Source organism: Pectobacterium sp. 1950-15 (genome assembly GCF_037136835.1).
Classification (GTDB): Bacteria; Pseudomonadota; Gammaproteobacteria; order Enterobacterales; family Enterobacteriaceae; genus Pectobacterium.
This window is the reverse complement of the sequence record NZ_JBBBQR010000005.1, coordinates 50026-74947: the sequence shown is the minus strand read 5'-3', so window position 1 is coordinate 74947 and position 24922 is coordinate 50026. Positions and strand designations below refer to the sequence as shown.

Below are 24922 nucleotides of genomic sequence, written 5' to 3'. Positions count from 1 at the left end.
GGGCAGCAAGGAATGAAAGGCATTGGGGCATCGTCTGACTTTTGATATTGTCCCATTATGCCGCTGTTCGATAATGTTTGAACGCCTGTATAATCCTTTTGATTTGAGTCATCTACCCATAGATGTCGGGTTACAGAAGGGAAACGTCTCTGTAATTTGCACAATTTTGGGTAAAAACAGCACTGGATAAAGATGAAAACTATTGAAGTCGACGAAGAGCTTTATCGTTATATTGCCAGCCATACACAGCATATCGGTGAGAGCGCATCGGATATTTTACGGCGCATGCTGAAATTTACTGCTGGGCAGCCTGTTACCACGCCTGCGGTAGAGGCTGTTGCAACAACGGCGGCGTCTCAGCCTGCCGCTGCACCGAGCCCACGCGATCGGGTACGAACCCTGCGTGAGCTGCTGCTGTCGGATGAATACGCTGAACAGAATAAGGCCATCAATCGCTTTATGCTGGTTCTGTCCACGCTGTATACCTTATCGCCGCAGGAGTTTGCTGCCGCGACAGAATCTCTTCATGGCCGCACGCGGGTCTATTTCGCGGGTGACCAGCAAACGTTGCTTCAGCATGGCACACACACAAAGCCCAAACATATTCCGGGTACGCCATACTGGGTGATTACCAACACGAATACCGGTCGTAAACGCAGCATGGTTGAGCACATCATGCTGACGATGCAGTTCCCAACGGAACTGACAGAGAAAGTGTGCGGAACCATCTAATTATTTATCTATAAACTATATCAACCACTTATCTAACTACAGCGTTAGGGAGAAGCGCCAATGGCTAATCACCCAAGGGCCGGACAGCCTGCCCGGCAGAGCGATTTGATTAATGTGGCACAATTAACGTCACAATATTATGTGCTGCGCCCGGAAGTCGGCAACACAGCGCACGCGGTGAAATTTGGTACATCTGGCCATCGCGGCAGCGCGGGGCGCCATAGCTTTAATGAACCGCACATTTTGGCGATCGCACAGGCGATTGCTGAAGAGCGTAAAAAGCAAGGCATCAGCGGCCCGTGCTATGTCGGTAAAGATACTCATGCGCTCTCCGAGCCGGCGTTTATCTCCGTGCTTGAGGTGCTGGCTGCCAACGGCGTGGATGTGATCGTGCAGTTGGATAATGGTTTTACCCCAACGCCTGCGGTGTCTAACGCGATTCTGGTTCACAATCGTCAGGGCGGTGCACTGGCGGACGGCATTGTAATCACGCCATCCCACAACCCGCCGGAAGATGGCGGTATTAAATATAATCCGCCGAACGGTGGCCCGGCAGATACCAATCTCACCAGCGTGATTGAGAAGCGTGCGAATGCCCTGCTGGCGGATGAACTGCGTGACGTGAAACGCATTACGCTGGATCAGGCGTGGAAAAGCGGACATGTCCATGAGCAGGATCTGGTTCAGCCGTATGTCGAAGGGCTGGCTAGCGTGGTGGACATGGCGGCGATTCAACGTGCCGGTCTGAAACTCGGTGTCGACCCGTTGGGCGGTTCCGGTATTGCCTACTGGCAGCGTATCGCAGAGCATTACAAGCTTGATCTGACGCTGGTGAACGATGCAGTCGATCAGACATTCCGCTTTATGTCGCTGGATCACGACGGCGTGATTCGTATGGACTGTTCGTCAGAATTCGCGATGGCTGGGCTGCTGGCGCTGCGTGATAAATTCGATCTGGCGTTTGCCAACGATCCTGACTATGACCGACACGGTATCGTCACCCCTTCCGGGCTGATGAACCCGAACCACTATCTGGCGGTGGCGATCAACTATCTGTTCCAGCATCGTCCACAGTGGGGACAGTCTGTTGCTGTCGGCAAAACGCTGGTATCCAGCGCGATGATCGATCGCGTAGTGGCAGATCTGGGCCGTAAGCTGGTGGAAGTGCCGGTTGGCTTCAAATGGTTTGTTGACGGCCTGTATGACGGTAGCTTTGGCTTCGGTGGCGAAGAGAGTGCGGGGGCGTCTTTCCTGCGTTTCGACGGCACGCCGTGGTCGACGGACAAGGACGGGATCATCCTGTGTCTGCTGGCGGCGGAAATTACGGCCGTGACGGGTAAAAACCCGCAGCAGCATTATGATGAGCTGGCACAACGCTTTGGCGCGCCGAGCTATAACCGTATTCAGGCTTCCGCGACGCATGCGCAAAAAGCCGTGCTGTCCAAGCTGTCACCTGAGCAGGTATCAGCCAGCACGCTGGCGGGCGATCCGATTACTGCACGTCTGACTGCGGCGCCGGGTAACGGTGCATCGATTGGCGGCCTGAAAGTGATGACGGAAAATGGCTGGTTTGCCGCGCGTCCTTCCGGTACTGAAGAAGCCTACAAAATCTACTGTGAAAGTTTCCTCGGGGTGGAACACCGCGAGCGCATCGAGAAAGAAGCGGTAGAGATTGTCAGTGCGGTACTCGCAACGGCGAAATAAGTGAAAAGGCGCTGTTTGCAGCGCCTTTTTTTATCTCGTACAGTCAGAAAACGCAGAATGTCTTTATCCCAACGCGACAAGCAGCGCACCTGCTGAAATCAGCGCAACACCGACGCCTGCCATCAGCGAAATTTTCTCTCCCAGCAGGATGACCGCCAGCACGACAGCGAAGACTACGCTGAGCTTATCGATCGGGGCAACCTGGGCGACGTTACCGTTCTTCAATGCGACAAAGTAAAACAGCCACGACAGCGCACCCGCGACGCCACTGAGTACAATGAACAACAGCGCTTTCTTATTGGCAATAATCTCGCCGACCAGCACCAGTTTGCCTTGTGCGACCACCACCCCTACCAGAAAAAGTGCCATGATGACGGCACGAATCGCGGTCGCCGTATTGGCGTCCAGATTTTGCAGACCAATCTTGCCAAATATCGCGACCAGCGCGGCGCATACGGCAGACAGCAAGGCGTAAATTAACCAACTACTCATGACGGTGTATTCCTGAAGAAAAGGCAGGTGCATACCGCGGGAAACATTCTCTACGGACGTCGCCTGATACAGAAGGATGATTTTACGGCATAAATCGATAACCGATAGCGGTTTCCGTCAAGAGATGGCGCGGTCTTGCCGGATCGCTTTCCAGCTTCTGGCGCAGGTGCCCCATATAAATACGCAGATAGTGGCTGTGCTCGACGGCGTTCGGCCCCCAAACCTGCGCCAGTAGCTGACGTTGCGTTAGCACTTTGCCTGGGTTAGCGAGGAGTGTGGCTAACAGACGAAATTCGATGGGCGTCAGATGCAGTTCCTGCCCGTCGCGGTTCACCTGTCGATTGAGTAAATCCACGGTAATCGTTCCGAAGCTCACCAGCGGCGTTTCCTGCTGTGTGTTGCTGTGGCGACGCAGTGCGACGCGCAATCGTGCCAGCAGTTCGCCGATGCCGAAAGGTTTGGTCAGATAGTCATCGGCACCCGCATCCAGCGCGTCTATTTTATCCTGCTCGTCGGCACGAGCAGAAAGCACAATCACGGGCAGGCTGCTCCACTGACGTAAATCGCGGATGTAGTCGATACCGTCGCCGTCCGGCAGGCCCAAATCGAGAATAATCAGATCGGGTTTGCGCGTGGCCGCTTCCAGCAAGCCGCGCTGCATCGTTTCTGCGTCAAACACGCGACAACCTTCGCCTTCCAGCGCCTGGCGTACGAAACGACGGATCTCTTTTTCATCTTCAACGATCAGAATAGTGGCCTGCAATGGATTCAGTGCTCCTCAATATCTTCCGGTTCGAGGTCTGGCGGTGTCGACAGCGGAAGCGTGAAATGGAAAGCCGCGCCGCCACTTTTCGCATTCGTTGCCCAGATACGGCCACCGTGAATTTCCACAATTGCCCGGCAGATTGCCAGCCCCAGCCCCACGCCGGGAATTGATGACTCTTTGTGCCCACGGGAGAATTTATCAAAAATCATGCTTTCCTGACCGAGTTCAATCCCTGGGCCATTATCTTGCACGATGATTTCCAACACACTTTCCTGCGCATCGTGCTGCGGGGCAGTGCTCTCTGCAATAAGGCTTACTGGAATAATGCTCGCTGAAATCGCGATGGTGGCCTGTTCTCCGGCGTACTTCAGCGCATTCTCCAACAGGTTAATGAACACGCGTTCCACCAGCCCTGCATCACAATAAACCAGAACCATCTCATCAGGTAGATTAACCTGAATGGTGTTTTTTGCCAGTGCGCTTTCCAACTGCTGTAGGGCGCTGCCGATAAGCTCCTCCGGCGTTTGCCACTCTTTGCGCAGGTTAAAGCCATCCGACTGAATACGCGCCATGTCGAGCAGATTATTCACCAGCCGCGTGGTGTTTAAAATATGCTGGCGGATCTGGTTGGCCTGCTGGGCATAGGGCGATCCTTCACTTGCTAGATTCAATGTCAGAATCTCGGCCTGACCAAAAAGTACGGTTAGCGGCGTGCGCAGATCGTGTGAGAGTGCGGCGAGCAGCGAGTTACGCAACTGTTCGCGCTCGGCATCCAGCCGGGCATTTTCCGTACTTTGCATCAGGTGCAGACGCTCCAGCGCATTGGCGATCAGCACGGTAAAGGTTTCCAGCAGCCGCTGCTGTTCGGGGATCATCAACTGGCGGGCGTTATTGGGCTCGATTGCCAACACGCCGAAGATTTGCTGCGTGGTGGCGAGCGGCAGGATCTGATACGACACGCCGGGCAGGGTGGTTGTTCCCGCTCCGGCAGGCGCGCGATGATCGAAGCTCCAGCGGGCGATAGCGTGATCGACAATCAACTGCTGACCGTCTCGTGCAGGCTGCGCGAGTTTAGGCGAGGTATGATGCAGGCTATCGGCGAGCAGAACCGCGATCCTGGCCTGAAATGTCGTACTGAGGAAATGCTGGCTGGCTTCGACAATATCGGCACTGGACAGACTGCGGTTCAGCGCCTTGGACATCTCGTACAGATGGCGAACGCGCTGTTCGCGATAACGGGCAACTCTGGCCTGATAGCGCACGCCTGCGGTCAGATTACCGACCAGCAGGCCGACGCTGAGCATCACGGCAAAGGTGACCAGATATTGCGCATCCGACACGGCAAAGGTGCCGCGCGGCAGAATGAAGAAAAGATCGAAACTGGCGACGTTGATGACGGCGGCGAACACCGACGGCCAGCGGCCAAAGAAGAGTGCGACAACGACCACAGCCAGCAGATAAATCATCACCAGATTAACTGGTTCCAGCATGGCAAACGGCGACCATGAGGCGAGCAGGGTGATCAGGGCGCACAGCAGCATGGCGAGCCCGCAGCCCACGAGCTGCATACGCCATTTCTCTACCAGTCCACGCGTATCAGGCGTTTTAATCGGTGCGGCTGGCACGTCATCCTGCACGGCCACGACAACCAGATCGAGATCTGGCCCCAGTCGGCCGAGCCGTTCGGCAAAGCGCGTGCGCCACCACCAACCGAAGCGCTGCTCCACGTGGCGACCAATGACGATCTTGCCGAGGTTGTGCTCACGTGCATAGCGCAAGACGGCAAGCTCTTCGTCGGGTTCGGACAGCGTCACCGTTTCTGCCCCTAAATCCTGCGCCAGCTTGAGCGCCCGCAGGATGGCGCGCCGTTGCGGTTCAGGCAAGCGGTGAAGACGCGGGGTTTCGACGTAAACGGCGTGCCAGGCGCTGCCTAGCCGCGCTGCCAGACGTGCCGCCGTTCGCACCAGCTTTTCATTACCGGTGCCGTGGCCGATGCATAACAGAATGGCATCGCGCGTATGCCAGACCTGCTCGCGCCCTTGTCCGGCACGCATGGCACGCATTTGATCGTCAACCCGATCTGCCATACGTCGCAGCGCCAGCTCACGCAGGGCAATCAAATTGCCTTTGCGGAAAAAGTTCTCGACAGCGCGTTCGGCCTGTAGCGGCAGATACACTTTGCCCTCATTCAGGCGTTGCCGCAGATCATCCGGTGGAAGATCCACCAAAATGACTTCGCTGGCCTGATCGAATATCGGGTCTGGCACGGTTTCCCGCACGCGAATCCCCGTGACGCCACCGACTACATCATTCAGGCTTTCCAGATGCTGAACGTTCACCGTCGTAAAGACGTCGATACCGGCATCGAGCAGTTCCTGCACGTCCTGCCAGCGCTTGGGGTGACGCGAGCCGTTCACGTTGCTGTGTGCTAACTCGTCGATCAGAATCAGCGCCGGACAGCGTGCCAGCGCCGCATCCAGATCGAACTCGACCGTATGGCGACCATGGTGGCGAAAATGCTTGAGTGGCAGCAGCGGTAAACCCTCCAACAGCGCAGCGGTTTCGCTGCGGCCGTGGGTTTCGACCACGCCGACAAGAATATCCAGCCCCTGTGCACGCAGCCGCTGGGCTTCCTGCAACATGGCATACGTTTTCCCGACGCCCGCGCAGGCGCCAAAAAAGATCTTCAGCTTGCCGCGCGGTGGCGCACCGACCTGAGCCAGCAGGCTATCGGGATCCGGGCGACGATCTTCACCGTCAATCATGTTCTATCCCTTATTAGCGCGGCCTGAACAGTCGTCAGGCCGCAGATAGCGATTTGTGGAACGAAAACGGTGGTAATGGGATAGAAGAGTAAAGCGTTTGCGCCAGGGACAAAAACGTCAGGAACGTTTTTGAACGTCGCTTGCGACGGCCCTGAAAGGGTGAATCTCAGGGATGAGATTCATATCTGCGCAAGCCGAGCGTACAGGGACGTATTCACAGCGTCTTTACGATCTACCCATTACCACCGCTCTACAGCCTCAGCGGGGTTCCGTATAATGATTAATAGTAACGCACAGCCGATTAAGGCAGGGGTTTTTCCTTATCCAACGCCAGATTCAGCAGCAGGACATTGACTGCCGGCTGCCCAATGAACGCGGGCTTACTCGTTTCGGTAAAGCGATCGATCAATTGCTGCACCTGCTGGAGCGACATTCCTCTGGCCTGCGCAATGTAGAGCGCCTGATAGCGTGCGGCCTCTGGGGAAATCTGCGGGTCCAATCCGCTGCCGGATGCTGTTAACAATTCAGCGGGCACCGGCTGCTGATTGCCAACCAACTGATGCCAATGCGTGGCGCGTTCACCGAACTGTTTGTCCAGCGCCGGATTGCTGGCGGCCAGATTGCTACCGCCGGACGCCAGCGCGTTATAAGGCGCATCTGACGTGGCGGAAGGACGCCCCTGAAAATAGCCCTCCCGACTGAATGACTGCCCGATCAGGGATGAACCCACGGCAGTATTGTCACGGTAAATCAGCGATCCGTTTGCCTGAGTCGGAAACAGCCACTGTGCCAGCACCGTTGTCAACAGCGGGTAGGACAGGCCGGTAACCAGCAACAATAATAAGAATAAAAACAAAGAGGAACGTAAATAGCGCATAGCGTATACCCGTCAGTCCTTAAGCCAGATTCAGCCCAGTCAGCAACATATCAATCAGCTTGATACCGAGGAACGGCACCAGCAGCCCGCCAAGACCATAAATCCACAGATTGCGGCTTAATTGCGCCGCGGCGCTCATGGGTCGATAGCTAATCCCTTTGAGCGCCAGCGGGATCAGAAACACAATAATCAGCGCATTGAAGATCACCGCCGACAACATGGCCGAGGTGGAGGAGTGCAACTGCATCACGTTGAGCGCATTGAGCTGCGGATAGGTGGCAGCAAAAGCCGCTGGGATAATGGCGAAATATTTCGCCACGTCGTTGGCGATACTGAACGTCGTCAGCGAGCCACGCGTCATCAGCATCTGCTTACCGATGTGTACGACCTCAATCAGCTTGGTTGGATTGGAGTCCAAGTCAACCATGTTGCCTGCTTCTTTTGCTGCTTGCGTGCCGGAGTTCATGGCTACCGCGACATCGGCCTGCGCCAGCGCAGGAGCGTCGTTCGTGCCGTCGCCGGTCATCGCCACCAGTCGACCTTCGGCCTGATACTGGCGAATCAGCGCCAGCTTGGTTTCCGGTGTGGCTTCCGCCAGAAAATCATCGACGCCAGCTTCTGCGGCAATCGCCGCCGCCGTGAGCGGGTTGTCGCCGGTGATCATCACGGTTTTGATCCCCATACTGCGCAGCTCGGCAAAGCGCGCCTTGATGCCGCTTTTTACGATGTCTTTCAGTTCCACCACACCAAGCACGCGCTTGCCTTCCGCAACGACCAGCGGTGTCCCTCCGCTGCGGGCAACGTTAGATACTGCTTCTTCTACCTGATGCGGGAAATCGCCGTTGTTCGCTTCAATGTAGCGGCGCAGGGCATCGACGGCCCCTTTACGAATGGTACGCTGACCAAAATTGACACCGCTCATGCGTGTCTGCGCCGTAAAGGGGACAAAAGTCGCGTCCAGCGAGCTGAGATCCTGATCTGCCAAGTTAAAGCGCTGTTTCGCCAGCACTACAATGCTGCGGCCTTCGGGCGTTTCATCGGCTAAGGAGGCAAGACGCGCGGCGTCAGCCAGCGCCTGTTCGGTCACACCCGGCGCAGGCAGGAAAGCCGAAGCCTGACGGTTGCCCAGCGTAATGGTGCCGGTTTTATCCAGCAGCAGAACGTCAATATCGCCCGCTGCTTCGACGGCACGTCCGCTGGTGGCAATCACGTTAGCCCCCAGCATCCGGCTCATCCCAGCCACGCCGATAGCCGATAGCAGGCCGCCGATGGTGGTGGGGATCAGGCAGACGAGCAGGGCGACAAGCACAGTTACGCCGACAACATCGCCGCTGTGATTCGCCTGTACGCCGAACCAGGAGAATGGGTAGAGCGTGGCAGTGACCAGCAGGAAGATGAGCGTAAGCTCGATCAGCAGAATGGTCAGCGCGATTTCATTCGGGGTTTTCCGACGCTGCGCCCCTTCAACCATGGCAATCATCCGGTCAAGGAACGTTTCGCCGGGATTGACACTGCACTGAATCACCAGCCAATCGGACAGCACGCGCGTGCCGCCGGTGACGGAGGCGAAATCGCCGCCGGACTCACGAATCACCGGGGCGGATTCCCCGGTGATGGCGCTTTCGTCGACGGACGCACCACCCTCCAGTACTTCACCGTCGCATGGGATCGTTTCGCCCGCGCTCACCAGCACGATATCGCCTTTGCGCAGGCTATCGGCTGGCACGGATTCCGAACTGGCATCGTGATGCGGTGCGGAGAGTTTATTCGCCCAACTGGTTTTTTTGACGCCTTTCAGCGCGTTTGCCTGTGCTTTGCTGCGGCCTTCCGCCAGCGCCTCGGCCATGTTGGCGAACAGCACGGTAAACCACAGCCAGAGTGATACCAGCCCGGTAAACATGGCGTTCCCTTCCGTTTTACCGGCCAGAATAGCTAGCCAGACGAGGGTGGTCAGCATACTGCCGAGGTACACTACGAACATGACCGGATTGCGCCACTGCACGCGCGGATCGAGTTTCTTCAGCGCATCTTTCAGCGCCGAGCGGATTAATGTTCTATCAAACAGCGTTTGCTGTTTGCGTTTGCCAGCGTGGCGGGAAGCCTCGCCCTGCTGGGCAGAGGACGGTTCCTGTGTTGCCTGATGATTCATCGTGTGACGAGTCATAAAAAGTCTCCAGCCTTAGTGAGTCAGGCCGAACTGTAAATGTTCAGCGACTGGCCCTAATGCCAGTGCAGGGATAAACGTCAGTGCGCCAATCAGTAGAACGATGGCGATGAGCATGCCGATAAACAGCGGACTGCGGGTGGACAATGAGCCTTTGCTTTCCGGCTGGCGTTTTTTCACGACCAGCGAACCGGCGATCGCCAACACAGGCACCATGACGGCAAAGCGACCCAGCAGCATGGCGACAGCGAGCAGCACGTTATAGAACGGCGTGTTGACGCTCAGGCCGGCAAACGCGCTACCGTTGTTATTCGCGGCAGAGGAAACGGCATAGAGCACTTCGCTAAAACCGTGCGCGCCGGGGTTCAGAATGCCGCTGCGTCCGGCTTCCGTACTCAGCGCCAGCGCGGTACCGAGCAGCACTAACGCAGGGGGAATAAGAATCGCCAGCGCCGTCATCTTCATCTCATAGACTTCGATCTTTTTGCCCAGATATTCCGGCGAGCGACCAATCATCAGGCCAGCAATAAAGACGGTCAGAAGAACGAACAGCAGCATGCCGTACAGGCCAGAACCGACGCCGCCGAACACCACTTCACCAATCTGCATCAGCCACATGGGAACCATGCCGCCAAGCGCCGTGAAAGAGTCGTGCATCGCGTTCACCGCACCTGTCGAGGTAGCTGTGGTGACAACGGCATACAGGCTGGAAGTCAGAACGCCAAAACGCGTCTCTTTACCTTCCAGATTCGCCGCGCTGTCCGCGCCTAATGCCAGCAGATGTGGGTTACCGATGACCTCCATTTTCATCACCACGGCTGCCGCGACGATAAAGATGAGTCCCATAGCCCACAGCAGTGCATGGCCCTGACGGTTGTCGCTGACGGCTTTACCAAAGGCGAAGCACAGCGCGGTAGGAATCAACAGGATCGCCAGCATTTGTACGATGTTGCTCAGCGCGGTCGGGTTTTCAAACGGATGAGCCGAGTTGGCACCAAAGAAACCGCCGCCGTTGGTGCCGAGCAGTTTAATCGCTTCCTGTGAGGCAACGGGCCCCATCGGCAGCGTTTGGGCTGCACCGTCCAGCGTGGTCAAATGCTGATAAGGCAACAGGTTTTGCAGCACGCCCTGGCTAACAAAAAACAGCGCCAGCAGCAGGGATAGCGGCAGCAGCACGTACAGCGTGATGCGAAACAGATCGAGCCACGCATTGCCCAGTGTGTCGACGCAGCGACGGGAAAACGCGCGGATTAACGCGAAAGCGACGGCGATGCCGCTGGCGGCGGACAGGAAGTTTTGTACCGTTAGGCCAACCATCTGGCTCAGGTAGCTCAGCGTGTTTTCGCCGCTGTAAGCCTGCCAGTTGGTGTTGGTGACAAAGCTGATTGCCGTGTTCAACGCCAAATGCCACGACAGCCCCGGCATATTTTCTGGGTTAAGCGGCAGAAGCCCTTGCGCCATTAACAGGACAAACAGGACGACAATGCCGATCAGGTTAAGCGTCAGAATCGCCACGGCATACTGCTGCCAGCGCATCTCCGTCGTATCTAAAGCGAAAACGCGTGCCGTTCCTGCTTCAAACTTTTGCAGAAGCGTACCCGTTTCGCCCTCAATCAGACGGGCCAGCCCGCTGCCCAACGGCTGAGCGACGATCAGCACGGTAAGCAGCAGGCCAAAGATCAGTAGAAAAGCGTCAGCGGCCATCAGAATTCCTCCGCCTTCAACAAGGCATAAATCAGATAGACCAGTAACAGCAGCACGAGCAGGCCGCCTAAGACGATGCTAAGCGTCACAACACACCTCCAGAACAAAATAGACAGCGTCAGAGTAGGAAAACATAGGAAAAGAAGGTGCAAATTTCCCGTCTGCGGGCGTAAAAAAAGTATAAAAATGGGCTGAAAAGTAGACTGTAGGAGAGAGTAATGGCGCTGCGGTGCCAACAACATCGTCTGCGGTGGGAAGGAGGTATCAAGAGGAAGGAATAAATTGATCCAATCTAAAAACCATAAATTAACTAATGATAAGTTTATTTTTAACGTTATTGTAACTTAATGACGTAATGGTGAAAAATTGGCGATTATTTCATCTTTTACTGGTCAGATGAGTAGTAAACTTTCAGAAAAGGCGGTAAAATTTTAACCAATGTCACAGTTCTTATTTTATCGTTATGAAGAGCGTCGCTGAATCAGGACGCTTATCCCAGAGGAGGATCGTTATGTCGCTTTATACTACTTATCCCTTGCACCGTATTCTCCTGCGTCGCGCCGCCGTGGTTGCCATCGGCGTGCTGGCGTTACCGGTGATGCTGTTCCGCCGCGATCGGGCACGTTTTTACAGCTATTTACACCGCGTTTGGCTGAAAACCAGCGATAAGCCGGTATGGATGGCGCAGTCCGAAGCGGCTGCTTGCGATTTTTATTAAGGCCTGCGTATAAGGTCTCTCGCGTTTATCTGCTGTATCCTTAAAACGGGAATGGCAGATAAACACGAAAAATGAACCGGCGAAGGATCGGTTTAAATATGTTTTGACGAGATTTACCCATTTCCCTTCCTGCCTGTTCTGCCGTTATTTCTCCCCAATCTCATGATTTATTACTTTATTCTTCGCTGCGACTGCACAGGATCGTGGTGAAATCCGCTATGCTGGTCAGAGGGTTTATAGAATGCCAACGTGCATGCAGCTTGAAATATGACGGGTATAAGGATAAATCATGACGCTCGAACTCATCCCTGTTGGTATTAGCGCCTGTCTGCTCGGTAATCCCGTGCGGTTTGATGGCGGGCACAAGCGTCTGACGTTTGCCGTGGAACAACTGGCACCTTATTTTCGCTTTGAACCGGTCTGCCCGGAAATGGCGATTGGTTTGCCAGTGCCGCGTCCGGCACTCAGGCTGGTGCGAGAAGGGGAAAGCCACATTACGCTGCGTGCCAGCAATGGTTCGCCGCTGGATGTCACCCAGCAGATGGCGGGGTTTTCCACTGACAAAGTCAGCCAGCTTCAGCACTTATGCGGTTATATCGTCTGCGCGAAATCGCCAAGCTGCGGTATGGAACGCGTGAAGGTTTACGATGAAGGGCAAAAGAATGCGCGTAAAAGCGGAGTCGGCCTGTTTACGCAGGAGCTGATGCGACAAATGCCTTGGCTACCGGTTGAGGAAGATGGACGCCTGCACGATCCCGGCTTGCGGGAGAATTTTATTGAACGCGTTTATGCGCTACACGAATTGAATCAGCTATGGCAAGACGGGCTGAGCCGTGGCGCACTCATTGCCTTTCATAGCCGCTATAAACTCCTGCTGCTGGCGCATTCCCAGCCGGAATATCGCGAGCTGGGGCCGTTTGTTGCGGGAATCGATAAATGGGAATCGCTGGAAGATTACATTGTTGAATACCGGAAACGGCTCATGAAGCTGCTGTCGACGCCTGCGACGCGGCGCAATCACACCAATGTGCTGATGCACGTGCAGGGCTATTTCCGGCGTCAGCTTAATTCGCAACAGCGGCAGGAACTGGCGCAGCTTATCGATCGCTATCGGCAAGGTTTACAGCCGCTATTGGCGCCTATCACGCTGCTGAAACATTACATGGCGGAATACCCCGATGCGTATCTGGCTCAACAGCGTTACTTTGAGCCGTACCCGGAGGCATTACGCTTGCGTTACGGACACTAGTTTGACCGCCCGAGGAGTTTCATGACCACGCATGCCGTTACACATCACGCCGTTACACATGTCGTCTGGTTGCGCCACGACCTGCGCATTACTGATAATCTGGCGCTGTATGCGGCCTGTCAGGATCCGAACGCCAGTGTGTTAGCGGTTTTTATCGCGACGCCTGCGCAGTGGGAAAAGCACGATATGGCGCCGCGTCAGGCGGCCTTTCTGCTGGAAAACCTGACGTCGGTGCAGCATGCGCTGGCCGAGAAAGGGATCCCGCTGTATTACCATGAATGTGCTGACTTTGCGGCATCGGTTGACTGGCTGGTGCAATTTTGTGCGCAACAGCAGGCCACCAACCTTTTCTACAATCATCAGTATGAAATTAACGAACGGCTGCGTGATAAGCAGGTAAAGGATCGGCTGGCAGATAGCGTGGTTTGTCACGGCTATCATGACAGCCTGTTGCTGCCACCGGGCAGCGTGCTGACGGGCAACGGCGAGATGTATAAAGTGTTTACACCATTTCGTCAGGCCTTTATCAAACGGCTGTTGGAGGCGGAGACGACGTGCGTACCGGCACCGGACGCGCGCGGTGAGCCGCTCAATAACATGACGGCACTGACGCCATTCAGCTATCCGCAGCGCGACGTGGATAGCGACGATTTCCCCTGCGGTGAACGTGCGGCGTTGCAGCAACTGCGCCGTTTTTGCCGCGAACAGGTACAGGATTACGACCGACAGCGGGATTTCCCTGCGCTGCCCGGTACCAGCAAACTTTCTCCGTATCTGGCACTGGGGATAGTCTCGCCGCGCCAATGTGTTAATCGTCTGCGCGCCGAGTGCCCGGATATGCTGGAACGGCGTGAAGGCGGGGCGTTTACCTGGTTTAACGAGCTGGTCTGGCGTGAATTTTACCGTCACCTGATCGTGTTCTGGCCGCAGCTGTGTAAACACCGTCCGTTTACCGCGTGGACGCAGTGGGTGAAATGGCGAGAAGCTCCGGAGGATTTAGCCGCTTGGCAACAGGGTAAAACCGGCTACCCAATCGTGGATGCGGCGATGCGTCAACTGAATGAAACAGGGTGGATGCACAATCGCCTGCGTATGATCTGCGCCAGTTTTCTCGTCAAGGATTTGCTGATCGATTGGCGCGAAGGCGAACGCTACTTTATGTCGCAATTGCTGGATGGCGATCTGGCGGCGAATAACGGCGGCTGGCAGTGGGCGGCATCGACTGGCACCGACGCGGCACCCTATTTTCGCATTTTTAACCCGACAACGCAGGGCGAGCGCTTCGATCCTGAAGGTCGGTTTATCCGTCACTGGCTGCCAGAGCTAGCTGCCGTGCCGGATAAAGATATCCATCAGCCCCACCGCTGGGCTGACAAACAACACCATCAACTGAACTATCCGCTGCCCATCGTCGACCACAAAACCGCGCGTCAGAGCACGCTGGCGGCGTTTGAAGCGGCAAAAAATATCGGTATGGCGGGTAACGATCGAGAAGAGAAAAGTAAGTATGCGTAATGTGGAACTGGAAAGAATCATTAATGAGAAACTGAACACGGCGACGTTTCAGGACTATGCGCCGAATGGTTTACAGGTTGAAGGGCGTGCAGAAGTAAAACGTATTGTGACAGGCGTAACGGCTTCACAGGCGCTGCTGGATGCGGCAGTAGAAAAGCAGGCCGATGCCATTCTGGTGCACCACGGCTATTTTTGGAAAAACGAACCGCAGATTGTCTGTGGTATGAAGCGCAATCGGCTGAAAACGCTGCTGGTCAATGATATCAATCTGTATGGCTATCACCTGCCGCTGGATGCACACCCTGAACTGGGGAATAACGCCCAACTGGCGGCACTGCTGGAGATTCAGGTTCAGGGGGCGATTGAGCCGCTAGTACCCTATGGCGCGCTGGCGCAGCCCATGACGGCGGATGCTTTTTGTCGTCGTGTAGAAAAGCGGCTGGGGCGTACCGTGCTGCATTGTGGGGATAATGCACCGCAACAGATACAGCGCGTGGCCTGGTGTACCGGCGGTGGTCAGGGCTTTATTGAACAAGCGGCCCGATTTGGCGTCGATGCGTTTATTACCGGTGAAGTGTCTGAGCAAACCATCCACATCGCGCGCGAAATGGGGCTGCACTTCTTCGCTGCCGGGCACCATGCGACCGAGCGCGGCGGCATTCGGGCGCTGGGTGAGTGGCTGGCGGAACAGCACGGTTTTGATGTGACATTTATTGATATTCCTAACCCTGCGTGATGGCTGAAAGTCTCTGCATCGCACATGAATGATGTCGCATTTTTTATGTTGGCATCGTTGTTGCTTAGCTGTTGAGAAGAAAACGTATCGGTAAGCAACGCTAATCATTTAGCCATGTTCACCATGACGGATAAAACGCGATTCAGGAGGAAAGATTGCAACGAGCACGATGTTATCTTCTGGGCGAGAGAGCGGTCGTTCTGGAACTGGAACCGCCTATGTCGCTGGAGAGCCAGCAGCGGATATGGGGGCTTGCCGAGCGCCTGAACCACCATGAAGAGGTGCTGGAAGCGATTCCGGGCATGAACAACCTGACGGTGCTGCTGGCGAATCCGCAGCAGGTGGCGTTGGATGCGATTGAACGCTTGCAGCGTTGGTGGGAAGAGAGTGAATCGCTGGTGTTTGAGCCACGTGATATCGACATTCCTGTTGTTTATGGCGGAGACGCGGGGCCGGATCTGGCGGAAGTTGCCGCTCACAGTGGCCTGAGCGAGCGTCAGGTTGTGGAAGCGCATGCGTCTGCACAGTATGTGGTCTACTTTTTGGGCTTTCAGCCGGGTTTTGCCTACCTCGGCGGCCTAAACGAGAAACTGCATATGCCGCGTCGTGCCGAACCGCGTCTGCGCGTGCCCGCAGGGTCGGTTGGGATTGGTGGGGCACAGACGGGGATTTATCCGCTGGCGACGCCGGGCGGCTGGCAACTGATTGGCCACACCTCATTGAAATTGTTTAATCCACAAACGATGCCGCCTACGCTGTTGCGTCCTGGCGATAACGTTCGGTTTCTGCCACAGAAGGAGGGCATATGCTGAAAGTTATCCATGCCGGATTGCATACGTCGGTACAGGACGGCGGCCGTGTTGGTTTTCGTCGTTTAGGAATCAGCCAGTCAGGCGCGCTCGATCTGCCTGCTCTGACGATGGCTAACCTGCTAGTGGGCAACGCAGAGAATGCGGCCGCGCTGGAAATTACGCTGGGCAAGTTTACCGCAACATTCACTACCGCCTGCTGGGTAGCGCTGACCGGTGCAGACTGCCATGCCGATCTGGATGGTAAACCGCTCTGGACAGGCTGGCGTTTCGCCGTGAAGCCGGGACAAACGTTAAAAATGCGTATGCCGCGTAACGGAATGCGCAGCTATCTGGCCCTGTCCGGTGGCATCGATGTGCCGGAGGCGCTCGGTTCACGCAGTACCGATTTGAAAGCCGGCTTTGGGGGATTTGACGGGCGTTTGCTGATGGACGGCGATGAGCTTCCGCTGGGTACGCCGACTCGTGAACTGACGCAGGAAGTCGGTATTAAGCAGCTGTTGTTCAGCAACCGCGTGCGGGCATTGCCGGGGCCGGAGTATCAGGAATTCAGCGAAGAGATGCGGGAGCTGTTCTGGCGCACCTCCTGGCAGTTGAGCCCGCAAAGTAACCGCATGGGCTACCGTTTGCTCGGCGCTGAGCTACAGCGTTCTGCCTTGCCAGGCAACAAACCGCGCGAACTGCCATCACATGGGCTGCTGCCGGGCGTCGTGCAGGTTCCACACAATGGCCACCCTATCGTACTGCTGGCGGATGCGCAGACAACCGGCGGTTATCCGCGTATTGCGACGGTGATCGAAGCGGATTTGTTCCATCTGGCGCAAATCCGGCTCGGCGAACCGATACATTTTATTCACTGTACGCAGGCACAAGCGCAAAAAGCGGGCGAAGAACAGCGACGTTACCTCGAACAACTGGCGTGGAGGCTGCATGATTATTGATCTGAATGCCGATCTGGGCGAGGGGGGAGAGAACGACGAAGCGCTGCTGAAGCTGGTGACCTCTGCCAATATTGCCTGTGGATTTCATGCTGGCGATGCGCAAACCATGCGTCAGTCAGTGCGTTGGGGAATCGGCTATGGGGTTGCGCTTGGCGCTCACCCGAGCTTTCCCGATCGTGAAAATTTTGGCCGTAAGGCAATGAATGTACCTGCGGAAATTGTCTTTGCACAGATGGTGTATCAGCTTGGCGCGCTCAGCGCGATTGTCGCTGCCGAAGGGGGCACGCTGTCGCACGTAAAGCCCCACGGTATGCTTTACAATCAGGCTGCATGTGAACCGGCGCTGGCCGATGCGATAGCTAAGGCGGTGAAAGTGGTGAATCCGGCGTTACGCTTAGTCGGGCTGGCTGGAAGCGAATTAATCCGCGCCGGTCAACGGCTGGGGCTGGAAACACGTCAGGAAGTATTTGCCGATCGCTGTTATCTTCCTGACGGAACGCTGGTACCGCGCACTCAGGCGGGGGCGCTGATTAACAGCGATGAGCTGGCGCTGGCGCAGACGCTGGAAATGATCCAGCGCCAGCGGGTCAGGGCAATCGACGGTTCCTGGGTTGCTGTGCAGGCGGATACCGTGTGTATTCACGGCGATGGACAACATGCGTTGTTGTTTGCTCGCAAATTGCGTAGCTGCTTTAACGAGCACCAGATAACGGTTGCTGCGGCATAATCATTATTTTTTGTAGGACGGGGATAATCGATGAAAACCGTTTTGATCACGGCGTTTGAACCTTTTGAGGGCGAAGCGATTAATCCCTCATGGGAAGCGGTAAAAGTGCTTCATCAGCGGGAAGTCGGCGGCGCGCGCGTGGTCGCCTGCCGTTTATCTTGTGTTTTTGATTTGTCGTTAGAACAGCTTTACCGTGCCATCGCGGAATGGCAGCCGGAAGTGGTGATTGCGGTGGGGCAGGCGGGCGGTCGTGCTGATATTTCTGTCGAACGCGTGGCGATTAATATTAATGATGCCCGTATTGCCGATAACCGAGGCAACCAGCCGATTGATACGCCCGTAGTCGAAAAGGGGCCAGCGGCGTATTTCTCGACGCTGCCGGTGAAAGCGCTGGTGCAGGCGTTACGTGTGGCGGGCATTCCCGCCTCGGTGTCGCAAACCGCAGGGACGTTTGTCTGCAACCATGTGATGTACGGGCTTTTACATCATCTGCACCAACAGGGTGATGTGGTTCGCGGCGGGTTCGTTCACATTCCCTATTCGCCGGAACAGGCTGCGCGACATCCCGGTGAGCCGAGCATGCCCACGCCGCTAGTCACGGCGGCGCTGGAAGTGATGATCAAGCAGTCGCTGGTGCAGCACGTGGATGTGGCGGTGACGGGGGGCGCGCTGCATTAGAGTGGTTAATCGCGCAATATGTCCGAATTTCAGGGAGTAAGGTATGCCGGAAGGACCGGAAATTCGCCGGGCGGCCGATAAGCTGGTTGAGGCCGTTGTGGGAAAAACGCTGACGCGTGTCTGGTTTGCGTTTCCTGAGTTGAAGCCGTACGAGGCGGAATTGGTCGGGCAGCAGGTCAGGCAGATTGAAACGCGCGGAAAAGCGCTGCTGACCTATTTTGGCAACGATCGGGTGCTGTATAGCCATAACCAGCTGTATGGCGTGTGGCGCGTGGTGAATGCCGGCGAATCGCCGGAAACGAAGCGGGATTTGCGCGTCCGGCTGGAAACGCAGGATCGTGCCATTCTGCTTTACAGCGCGTCCGATATTGAAATGCTGACGCCGGAGGCGCTCACCGTGCATCCTTTCCTGCAACGTATTGGCCCTGATGTCTTGGATCTCTCACTGACGCCAGAACAGGTGTATGAGCGTCTGCTACTACCGCGTTTTCGTCGTCGCCAGTTTAGTGGGTTGCTGTTGGATCAGGCATTTCTTGCGGGACTGGGGAATTACCTGCGCGTCGAGATTCTCTGGCAGGCACAGCTGGCGCCGCAACACACGGCAGCAGAGCTGAATGAGGAACAGTTGCAGATGTTAAGTCAGGCGCTACTGGAGATTCCCCGGCTATCCTACAACACGCGCGGCACCGTTGATGAAAACCACCATCATGGCGCAATTTTCTCGTTCAAGGTTTTTCATCGTGAAGGGGAAAGCTGTGAGCGCTGCGGCGGAATCATCGAAAGAACGATGCTGTCATCACGCCCGTTCTATTGGTGCCCGCACTGCCAGAAATAAAGGAAGACGTGCCATTTTTTAGATTAATTGAAAAGGATTTCGTGTGAGTAATAGAAATGATATTAGGGATGGTTCTCTCAGTACTGATTTCCGTATTCCAATCTAGATAAATCTCAGTATGAGGTAAAAAAACAAAGGCCGGAAAGTCCGGCCTTTTTATGTAGATACTGAATAGATTAATCGTGCTTCAGATTAGACGCGAAGTCACGTTTGTCATAGCCAGTATACAGCTGACGCGGACGGGCAATCTTGATGCCGTCGTCGTGCATTTCGTTCCAGTGCGCAATCCAGCCCACGGTACGCGCCATCGCGAAGATAACCGTAAACATGGAAGATGGAATACCCATTGCTTTCAGGATGATACCTGAATAGAAGTCCACGTTCGGGTACAGTTTCTTCTCAATGAAGTACGGGTCGTTCAGCGCAATATGCTCCAACTCCATCGCCACTTCCAGCAGATCGTCTTTTCTGCCCAGCTCTTTCAGCACTTCGTGGCAGGTTTCACGCATGACTTTGGCGCGTGGATCGTGGTTCTTGTACACGCGGTGGCCGAAGCCCATCAGGCGGAAGGAGTCGTTCTTGTCTTTTGCACGTTCGATAAACGCCGGGATGTGTTCCACGCTGCTGATCTCTTCCAGCATACGCAGACAGGCTTCGTTCGCGCCGCCGTGCGCCGGTCCCCACAGCGAGGCGATCCCCGCGGCGATACAGGCAAACGGGTTCGCGCCAGAAGAGCCAGCGGTACGTACGGTAGAGGTTGAGGCGTTTTGTTCGTGATCGGCATGCAGGATCAGAATACGGTCCATGGCGCGTTCCAGCACCGGATTCACAACATATTCTTCGCAAGGCGTAGAGAACATCATGTGCAGGAAGTTACCCGCATAGGACAGGTTGTTTTTCGGATAAACAAACGGCTGACCCAGTGAATATTTGTAGCACATTGCCGCGACGGTCGGCATTTTGGACAGCAGGCGGTAGGCCGCGATTTCACGGTGGCGCTCAATGTTAATGTCCAGTGAATCGTGGTAGAACGCCGCCAGCGCGCCAGTCACACCGCACAATACGGCCATTGGGTGTGAATCGCGACGGAAACCGTGGAACAGACGGGTAATCTGCTCATGGATCATGGTGTGGCGCGTCACGGTTGTCTTGAAGGTTTCATACTGTTCTACCGTCGGGACTTCACCGAACAGCAGGATGTAACATACTTCAAGATAATTAGACTTTTCAGCCAGTTGGGCAATTGGGAAGCCGCGGTGCAGCAGAATGCCTTCGTCACCGTCGATATAGGTAATCTTTGATTCGCAAGATGCAGTAGAGGTAAAACCGGGGTCAAATGTGAAGTAACCTTTAGAACCGAGGGGACGAATATCAATCTCATCATGTCCTAGAGTGCCGGATAGGACATTTAGCTCAATTGGTTCTTTACCTTCTAGAGTAAGTGTTGCTTTTTTATCAGCCATTTACAGTCTCCTTAGCGCTTTAATTTTAAAAATTTTCACTGAAGAAATACCGTCATGCCTGTGCACCGGCAAAGAAAATGGCCGATGAAACTCTGTCGTGACACCGTCGTCAAATAGGATACAGAGTAAGGCGGATTGCCGCATTCAGGATGAAAAATTCGTTCTCCAGGTAATTAACAATATTCAGATAATGAGTTGCGCTCTGAATAGATTCTAGTCATTACCTATGACTTTTACGTGGACTCTCTCCCCACTGTTACACAAGTTACGCCAGTGTGGAAGTGTCGCCGTGTGCTTTAACACATCATAAGGAACTCAATCCCCTAGTTGTAATTGAAATGTTGAACTTTTGTCAAATCAGATAATTAATTTTATATAAATTGTGAAATTCGTGATCTAAATCACTGTTCGGGGCAAATGTCACCAAACAGTTTGTATGGGAATTGTAATAGGAATGTGAAGGACCTATACTGCCGCCAGGTCTCCGGAATCACCCTGCAGTAGGAGCACCCAGTATGAAAGGATCATGCGCTGTTTAGACACCGGAATGTCGATGTTTGAGCGCGTATCGTAAACCCACTCTTCAGGGCTGCAACTTTCATACTGTCTGACCTCACATCAGGCCCGGAGGAAGAAACAATAATAAAAGCTGTGTGGGCAAATCCGTGAAAAAACAAAGACCTGTCAATCTGGAATTGCAGACGATCCAGTTTCCCGTTACTGCGATAGCATCTATTCTTCACCGCGTCTCCGGCGTTATCACCTTTGTCGCTGTCGGTATTTTACTGTGGCTGTTGGGCACTTCTCTTTCTTCAGAGGAAGGGTTCCTGCGTGCTGCGGAAATTATGGATAGCTTCATCGTCAAATTTATCGTTTGGGGCATCCTCGTTGCGTTGGCTTATCACATTGTTGGTGGTTTACGTCATCTCTTGATGGATTTTGGCTATATAGAAGAAGATCTTGCCGCAGGTAAGCGTTCTGCAAATATCTCCTTTATTATTACTGTCGTGCTTTCAATTCTGGCTGGAGTCCTCGTATGGTAAGCAATGCTTCTGCGTTAGGACGCAATGGCGTACACGATTGGTTACTGATTCGCGCTTCCGCCATCGTCATTGTTCTGTATGTAATTTATATTATTGGTTTTATTGCTACAGCTGGCGATATCACGTATGAAATCTGGCGTGGTTTCTTCGCGATGGCTCTCACCAAAGTATTCACACTGCTAACGTTATTTTCCATTCTGGTTCATGCCTGGATAGGGATGTGGCAAGTGCTGACCGACTACATTAAACCGCTGGCCTTACGCCTGACTTTACAGTTAGCGATTGTCGTGGCGCTGTTGGTGTACGTCATTTATGGAACTATTGTGGTGTGGGGTGCGTGATGAATTTGCCAGTCAGAGAATTTGATGCAGTGGTTGTTGGTGCGGGTGGCGCAGGTATGCGTGCCGCGCTGCAAATCTCCCAAATGGGCCTGTCCTGCGCCCTGTTATCGAAAGTGTTCCCAACCCGTTCCCATACTGTCTCTGCGCAGGGTGGTATTACCGTTGCGCTGGGTAACACCCATGAAGATAACTGGGAATGGCACATGTATGACACCGTAAAAGGGTCAGATTACATTGGTGATCAGGACGCGATTGAATATATGTGTAAAACCGGCCCGGAAGCGATTCTGGAACTGGAACACATGGGTTTACCGTTTTCCCGTCTGGACGATGGTCGCATTTATCAGCGTCCGTTCGGCGGTCAGTCCAAGAATTTTGGCGGCGAGCAGGCCGCGCGTACCGCAGCTGCCGCTGACCGTACTGGCCATGCGCTGCTGCATACGCTGTATCAGCAGAACCTGAAAAACCATACGACTATCTTCTCCGAGTGGTACGCCCTCGATCTGGTGAAGAATCAGGATGGCGCAGTAGTCGGCTGCACGGCGATCTGTATCGAAACCGGTGAAGTCGTTTATTTCAAAGCGAAAGCGACTGTGCTGGCAACCGGTGGCGCAGGCCGTATCTATCAATCCACGACCAACGCACACATTAATACAGGTGACGGCGTAGGCATGGCATTGCGTGCCGGCGTTCCGTTGCAAGATATGGAAATGTGGCAGTTCCACCCGACCGGTATTGCTGGCGCGGGTGTGCTGGTGACCGAAGGCTGTCGTGGTGAAGGCGGCTACCTGCTGAACAAGCACGGTGAACGTTTCATGGAACGCTACGCGCCGAACGCGAAAGATCTGGCGGGCCGTGACGTGGTTGCGCGTTCTATCATGATCGAAATTCGTGAAGGCCGTGGCTGCGATGGCCCGTGGGGACCACACGCCAAGCTGAAGCTGGACCATCTGGGTAAAGATGTTCTGGAATCCCGTCTGCCGGGTATTTTGGAGCTGTCCCGCACGTTTGCGCACGTCGATCCGGTGAAAGAGCCGATTCCAGTTATTCCAACCTGCCACTACATGATGGGCGGTATTCCGACCAAAGTGAGCGGCCAGGCGCTGACGGTGAATGAGAAAGGCGAAGACGTGGTGATTCCAGGGCTGTTCGCCGTGGGTGAAATTGCCTGCGTCTCGGTTCATGGTGCCAACCGTCTGGGCGGTAACTCGCTGCTCGACCTGGTGGTATTTGGTCGCTCGGCGGGTATTCATCTGCAAGAGTCTCTGGAAGAGCAGGGCGAAAGCCGTGATGCCAGTGAATCCGATATTGAAGCGTCGCTCGACCGCATGAATCGTTGGAACAATACTCGTTCTGGTGAAGATCCGGTGGAAATCCGCAAGGCGTTGCAATCCTGTATGCAGAATAACTTCTCGGTCTTCCGCGAAGGTGATGCGATGGCGAAAGGGTTGGAAGAGCTGAAAGTGATCCGTGAACGCCTGAAAAATGCGCGTCTGGATGACACATCCAGCGAATTCAACACCCAGCGCATTGAGTGTCTGGAACTGGATAACCTGATGGAAACTGCGTATGCAACGGCGGTTTCGGCTAACTTCCGTACAGAAAGCCGTGGTGCCCATAGCCGCTTCGATTACCCAGAACGTGACGATGAGAATTGGTTGTGCCATTCGTTGTATCTGCCGCAAACCGACAGCATGACGCGCCGTGAGGTGAACATGCAGCCTAAACTGCGTCCGGCGTTCCCGCCGAAAATACGTACTTATTAATTGCGGAGATCAAACGATGAAACTCGAATTTTCTATTTATCGTTACAACCCGGATGTTGATGATGCTCCGCGGATGCAGGATTACCAACTGGAAGCGGAAGAAGGCCGCGACATGATGCTGCTGGATGCGCTGATGTTGCTGAAAGAGCAGGACCCGACGCTGTCATTCCGTCGTTCCTGCCGTGAAGGCGTCTGCGGTTCCGATGGCGTTAACATGAACGGCAAAAATGGGCTGGCCTGTATTACGCCGGTTTCCGCGTTACGTCGCGGAAACAGCAAAATTGTTATCCGTCCTTTACCTGGATTACCGGTTGTACGTGATTTGGTAGTGGACATGGGACAGTTCTATGCCCAATATGAGAAAATAAAGCCTTACCTGTTGAATAATGGGAAAAATCCGCCGGCGCGCGAGCATCTGCAATCGCCTGAACAACGTGCCAAGCTGGATGGGTTGTATGAATGCATCATGTGCGCCTGCTGTTCAACGTCTTGCCCGTCGTTCTGGTGGAACCCGGACAAGTTTGTTGGGCCTGCGGGGCTGCTGGCGGCTTACCGTTTCCTGATCGACAGCCGCGATACGGAAACCAAGCCACGACTGGACGAGTTGGACGATGCGTTCAGCGTCTTCCGCTGCCACGGCATCATGAACTGCGTCAATGTGTGCCCGAAAGGGCTGAACCCGACCAAGGCTATCGGTCATATTAAATCGATGCTGTTGCACCGCAGCGCGTAACGGATAGTCAGTACGTAACGCGTTATTGCATAAAGATAAGTAGTAAAACATGTATCTCCCTCTGAAGTTGCTATTCTTCAGAGGGAGCGCAGGAAACCTTTAAAAACCGGCTTACGCGCCAGAACCGGTTTTTAAAGGTTCCTTAGGGGGGATGGATACCCTAA

23 protein-coding genes are annotated in these 24922 nt (G+C 54.7%); 15 read left to right on the top strand and 8 right to left on the bottom strand.

Features of this window, described 5'->3' with window-relative positions:
• Positions 1 to 192 precede the first annotated feature (192 nt).
• Positions 193 to 732: a replication initiation negative regulator SeqA gene (seqA, locus tag WCT94_RS07695; protein WP_336868934.1), complete on the top strand. Its 540-nt coding sequence runs from the start codon at positions 193 to 195 to the stop codon at positions 730 to 732.
• A gap of 60 nt (positions 733 to 792) precedes the next feature.
• On the top strand, positions 793 to 2436 hold the full coding sequence (gene pgm, locus WCT94_RS07690) for a phosphoglucomutase (alpha-D-glucose-1,6-bisphosphate-dependent) (RefSeq protein WP_181844524.1): 1644 nt from the start codon (positions 793 to 795) through the stop codon (positions 2434 to 2436).
• 63 nt (positions 2437 to 2499) lie between these two features.
• Here pgm and WCT94_RS07685 read toward each other — a convergent pair whose 3' ends face one another.
• From WCT94_RS07685 to kdpF, 7 genes are all read right to left on the bottom strand, one after another.
• Positions 2500 to 2928, bottom strand: coding sequence for an EamA family transporter (locus WCT94_RS07685; protein ID WP_015839493.1), 429 nt, complete (start codon positions 2926 to 2928; stop codon positions 2500 to 2502).
• Positions 2929 to 3010: 82 nt separating this feature from the next.
• A complete protein-coding gene (gene kdpE / locus WCT94_RS07680; protein ID WP_336868931.1) occupies positions 3011 to 3691 on the bottom strand; it encodes a two-component system response regulator KdpE in 681 nt (226 codons plus the stop codon).
• A gap of 5 nt (positions 3692 to 3696) precedes the next feature.
• Positions 3697 to 6459, bottom strand: a complete 2763-nt coding sequence (kdpD, locus tag WCT94_RS07675) for a two-component system sensor histidine kinase KdpD (protein WP_336868929.1) — start codon at positions 6457 to 6459, stop codon at positions 3697 to 3699.
• Positions 6460 to 6760: 301 nt separating this feature from the next.
• Positions 6761 to 7336 carry a potassium-transporting ATPase subunit KdpC gene (gene kdpC / locus WCT94_RS07670; RefSeq protein WP_336868927.1) on the bottom strand — a complete coding sequence of 192 codons (576 nt, stop codon included), beginning with the start codon at positions 7334 to 7336 and terminating at the stop codon, positions 6761 to 6763.
• A gap of 19 nt (positions 7337 to 7355) precedes the next feature.
• Positions 7356 to 9500 carry a potassium-transporting ATPase subunit KdpB gene (kdpB, locus tag WCT94_RS07665; RefSeq protein WP_336868925.1) on the bottom strand — a complete coding sequence of 715 codons (2145 nt, stop codon included), beginning with the start codon at positions 9498 to 9500 and terminating at the stop codon, positions 7356 to 7358.
• Between the two features lie 15 nt (positions 9501 to 9515).
• Positions 9516 to 11204 carry a potassium-transporting ATPase subunit KdpA gene (gene kdpA, locus WCT94_RS07660; RefSeq protein ID WP_336868924.1) on the bottom strand — a complete coding sequence of 563 codons (1689 nt, stop codon included), beginning with the start codon at positions 11202 to 11204 and terminating at the stop codon, positions 9516 to 9518.
• On the bottom strand, positions 11204 to 11293 hold the full coding sequence (kdpF, locus tag WCT94_RS07655; RefSeq protein WP_180742370.1) for a K(+)-transporting ATPase subunit F: 90 nt from the start codon (positions 11291 to 11293) through the stop codon (positions 11204 to 11206). Before kdpF ends, kdpA begins: the two co-directional genes overlap by 1 nt.
• 422 nt (positions 11294 to 11715) lie before the next feature.
• Between kdpF and WCT94_RS07650 the strand changes: the two genes are divergently transcribed.
• The 9 genes from WCT94_RS07650 to nei all read left to right on the top strand — a co-directional run bounded on the left by WCT94_RS07650 (position 11716) and on the right by nei (position 19412).
• Positions 11716 to 11922: a YbfA family protein gene (locus WCT94_RS07650; protein ID WP_010299142.1), complete on the top strand. Its 207-nt coding sequence runs from the start codon at positions 11716 to 11718 to the stop codon at positions 11920 to 11922.
• A 289-nt stretch (positions 11923 to 12211) separates the two neighbouring features.
• Positions 12212 to 13171, top strand: coding sequence for a YbgA family protein (locus WCT94_RS07645; protein WP_336868922.1), 960 nt, complete (start codon positions 12212 to 12214; stop codon positions 13169 to 13171).
• A 21-nt stretch (positions 13172 to 13192) separates the two neighbouring features.
• The gene (gene phrB, locus WCT94_RS07640) at positions 13193 to 14686 is read left to right on the top strand and encodes a deoxyribodipyrimidine photo-lyase (RefSeq protein WP_336868920.1); all 1494 of its coding nucleotides are present in this window, start codon (positions 13193 to 13195) and stop codon (positions 14684 to 14686) included.
• Positions 14679 to 15422 carry a type 2 GTP cyclohydrolase I gene (locus WCT94_RS07635; RefSeq protein ID WP_336868919.1) on the top strand — a complete coding sequence of 248 codons (744 nt, stop codon included), beginning with the start codon at positions 14679 to 14681 and terminating at the stop codon, positions 15420 to 15422. Before phrB ends, WCT94_RS07635 begins: the two co-directional genes overlap by 8 nt.
• Positions 15423 to 15577: 155 nt before the next feature.
• Entirely contained in the window at positions 15578 to 16234 is a 657-nt protein-coding gene (gene pxpB / locus WCT94_RS07630) for a 5-oxoprolinase subunit PxpB (protein WP_336868918.1), read from the top strand.
• A complete protein-coding gene (gene pxpC / locus WCT94_RS07625; RefSeq protein WP_336868915.1) occupies positions 16228 to 17172 on the top strand; it encodes a 5-oxoprolinase subunit PxpC in 945 nt (314 codons plus the stop codon). The genes pxpB and pxpC overlap by 7 nt, the downstream gene beginning before the upstream one ends.
• Positions 17162 to 17899 carry a 5-oxoprolinase subunit PxpA gene (pxpA, locus tag WCT94_RS07620; RefSeq protein WP_336868914.1) on the top strand — a complete coding sequence of 246 codons (738 nt, stop codon included), beginning with the start codon at positions 17162 to 17164 and terminating at the stop codon, positions 17897 to 17899. Before pxpC ends, pxpA begins: the two co-directional genes overlap by 11 nt.
• A gap of 30 nt (positions 17900 to 17929) precedes the next feature.
• Positions 17930 to 18577 (top strand): pyroglutamyl-peptidase I, encoded by a 648-nt coding sequence (gene pcp, locus WCT94_RS07615; protein WP_336868912.1) that lies wholly within the window; start codon positions 17930 to 17932, stop codon positions 18575 to 18577.
• 43 nt (positions 18578 to 18620) lie between these two features.
• Complete coding sequence (gene nei / locus WCT94_RS07610) at positions 18621 to 19412, top strand: endonuclease VIII (protein ID WP_336868910.1); 792 nt, start codon at positions 18621 to 18623, stop codon at positions 19410 to 19412.
• Between the two features lie 176 nt (positions 19413 to 19588).
• Here nei and WCT94_RS07605 read toward each other — a convergent pair whose 3' ends face one another.
• Entirely contained in the window at positions 19589 to 20875 is a 1287-nt protein-coding gene (locus WCT94_RS07605; protein ID WP_336868909.1) for a citrate synthase, read from the bottom strand.
• A gap of 653 nt (positions 20876 to 21528) precedes the next feature.
• On the opposite strand from WCT94_RS07605, the gene sdhC reads away from it, so the two are divergent.
• From sdhC to WCT94_RS07585, 4 genes are read left to right on the top strand one after another with little or no spacing between them, the layout of a single operon-like run.
• Positions 21529 to 21918 (top strand): succinate dehydrogenase cytochrome b556 subunit, encoded by a 390-nt coding sequence (gene sdhC / locus WCT94_RS07600; protein WP_015839512.1) that lies wholly within the window; start codon positions 21529 to 21531, stop codon positions 21916 to 21918.
• Complete coding sequence (gene sdhD, locus WCT94_RS07595; protein WP_010284997.1) at positions 21912 to 22259, top strand: succinate dehydrogenase membrane anchor subunit; 348 nt, start codon at positions 21912 to 21914, stop codon at positions 22257 to 22259. Before sdhC ends, sdhD begins: the two co-directional genes overlap by 7 nt.
• A complete protein-coding gene (gene sdhA / locus WCT94_RS07590; protein WP_336868908.1) occupies positions 22259 to 24025 on the top strand; it encodes a succinate dehydrogenase flavoprotein subunit in 1767 nt (588 codons plus the stop codon). Before sdhD ends, sdhA begins: the two co-directional genes overlap by 1 nt.
• 16 nt (positions 24026 to 24041) lie before the next feature.
• Positions 24042 to 24758, top strand: coding sequence for a succinate dehydrogenase iron-sulfur subunit (locus WCT94_RS07585; protein WP_319847083.1), 717 nt, complete (start codon positions 24042 to 24044; stop codon positions 24756 to 24758).
• The last annotated feature ends 164 nt before the right edge of the window (positions 24759 to 24922 follow it).

What these genes read in the sequence shown, in the direction of transcription:
- seqA (WP_336868934.1), top strand. Translation starts at nt 193, where the DNA reads ATGAAAACTATTGAAGTCGACGAAGAGCTTTATCGTTATATTGCCAGC.
- pgm (WP_181844524.1), top strand. Translation starts at nt 793, where the DNA reads ATGGCTAATCACCCAAGGGCCGGACAGCCTGCCCGGCAGAGCGATTTG.
- WCT94_RS07685 (WP_015839493.1), bottom strand. Translation starts at nt 2,928, where the DNA reads ATGAGTAGTTGGTTAATTTACGCCTTGCTGTCTGCCGTATGCGCCGCG.
- kdpD (WP_336868929.1), bottom strand. Translation starts at nt 6,459, where the DNA reads ATGATTGACGGTGAAGATCGTCGCCCGGATCCCGATAGCCTGCTGGCT.
- kdpC (WP_336868927.1), bottom strand. Translation starts at nt 7,336, where the DNA reads ATGCGCTATTTACGTTCCTCTTTGTTTTTATTCTTATTATTGTTGCTG.
- kdpB (WP_336868925.1), bottom strand. Translation starts at nt 9,500, where the DNA reads ATGACTCGTCACACGATGAATCATCAGGCAACACAGGAACCGTCCTCT.
- kdpA (WP_336868924.1), bottom strand. Translation starts at nt 11,204, where the DNA reads ATGGCCGCTGACGCTTTTCTACTGATCTTTGGCCTGCTGCTTACCGTG.
- WCT94_RS07650 (WP_010299142.1), top strand. Translation starts at nt 11,716, where the DNA reads ATGTCGCTTTATACTACTTATCCCTTGCACCGTATTCTCCTGCGTCGC.
- WCT94_RS07645 (WP_336868922.1), top strand. Translation starts at nt 12,212, where the DNA reads ATGACGCTCGAACTCATCCCTGTTGGTATTAGCGCCTGTCTGCTCGGT.
- phrB (WP_336868920.1), top strand. Translation starts at nt 13,193, where the DNA reads ATGACCACGCATGCCGTTACACATCACGCCGTTACACATGTCGTCTGG.
- WCT94_RS07635 (WP_336868919.1), top strand. Translation starts at nt 14,679, where the DNA reads ATGCGTAATGTGGAACTGGAAAGAATCATTAATGAGAAACTGAACACG.
- pxpC (WP_336868915.1), top strand. Translation starts at nt 16,228, where the DNA reads ATGCTGAAAGTTATCCATGCCGGATTGCATACGTCGGTACAGGACGGC.
- pxpA (WP_336868914.1), top strand. Translation starts at nt 17,162, where the DNA reads ATGATTATTGATCTGAATGCCGATCTGGGCGAGGGGGGAGAGAACGAC.
- pcp (WP_336868912.1), top strand. Translation starts at nt 17,930, where the DNA reads ATGAAAACCGTTTTGATCACGGCGTTTGAACCTTTTGAGGGCGAAGCG.
- nei (WP_336868910.1), top strand. Translation starts at nt 18,621, where the DNA reads ATGCCGGAAGGACCGGAAATTCGCCGGGCGGCCGATAAGCTGGTTGAG.
- WCT94_RS07605 (WP_336868909.1), bottom strand. Translation starts at nt 20,875, where the DNA reads ATGGCTGATAAAAAAGCAACACTTACTCTAGAAGGTAAAGAACCAATT.
- sdhD (WP_010284997.1), top strand. Translation starts at nt 21,912, where the DNA reads ATGGTAAGCAATGCTTCTGCGTTAGGACGCAATGGCGTACACGATTGG.
- sdhA (WP_336868908.1), top strand. Translation starts at nt 22,259, where the DNA reads ATGAATTTGCCAGTCAGAGAATTTGATGCAGTGGTTGTTGGTGCGGGT.
- WCT94_RS07585 (WP_319847083.1), top strand. Translation starts at nt 24,042, where the DNA reads ATGAAACTCGAATTTTCTATTTATCGTTACAACCCGGATGTTGATGAT.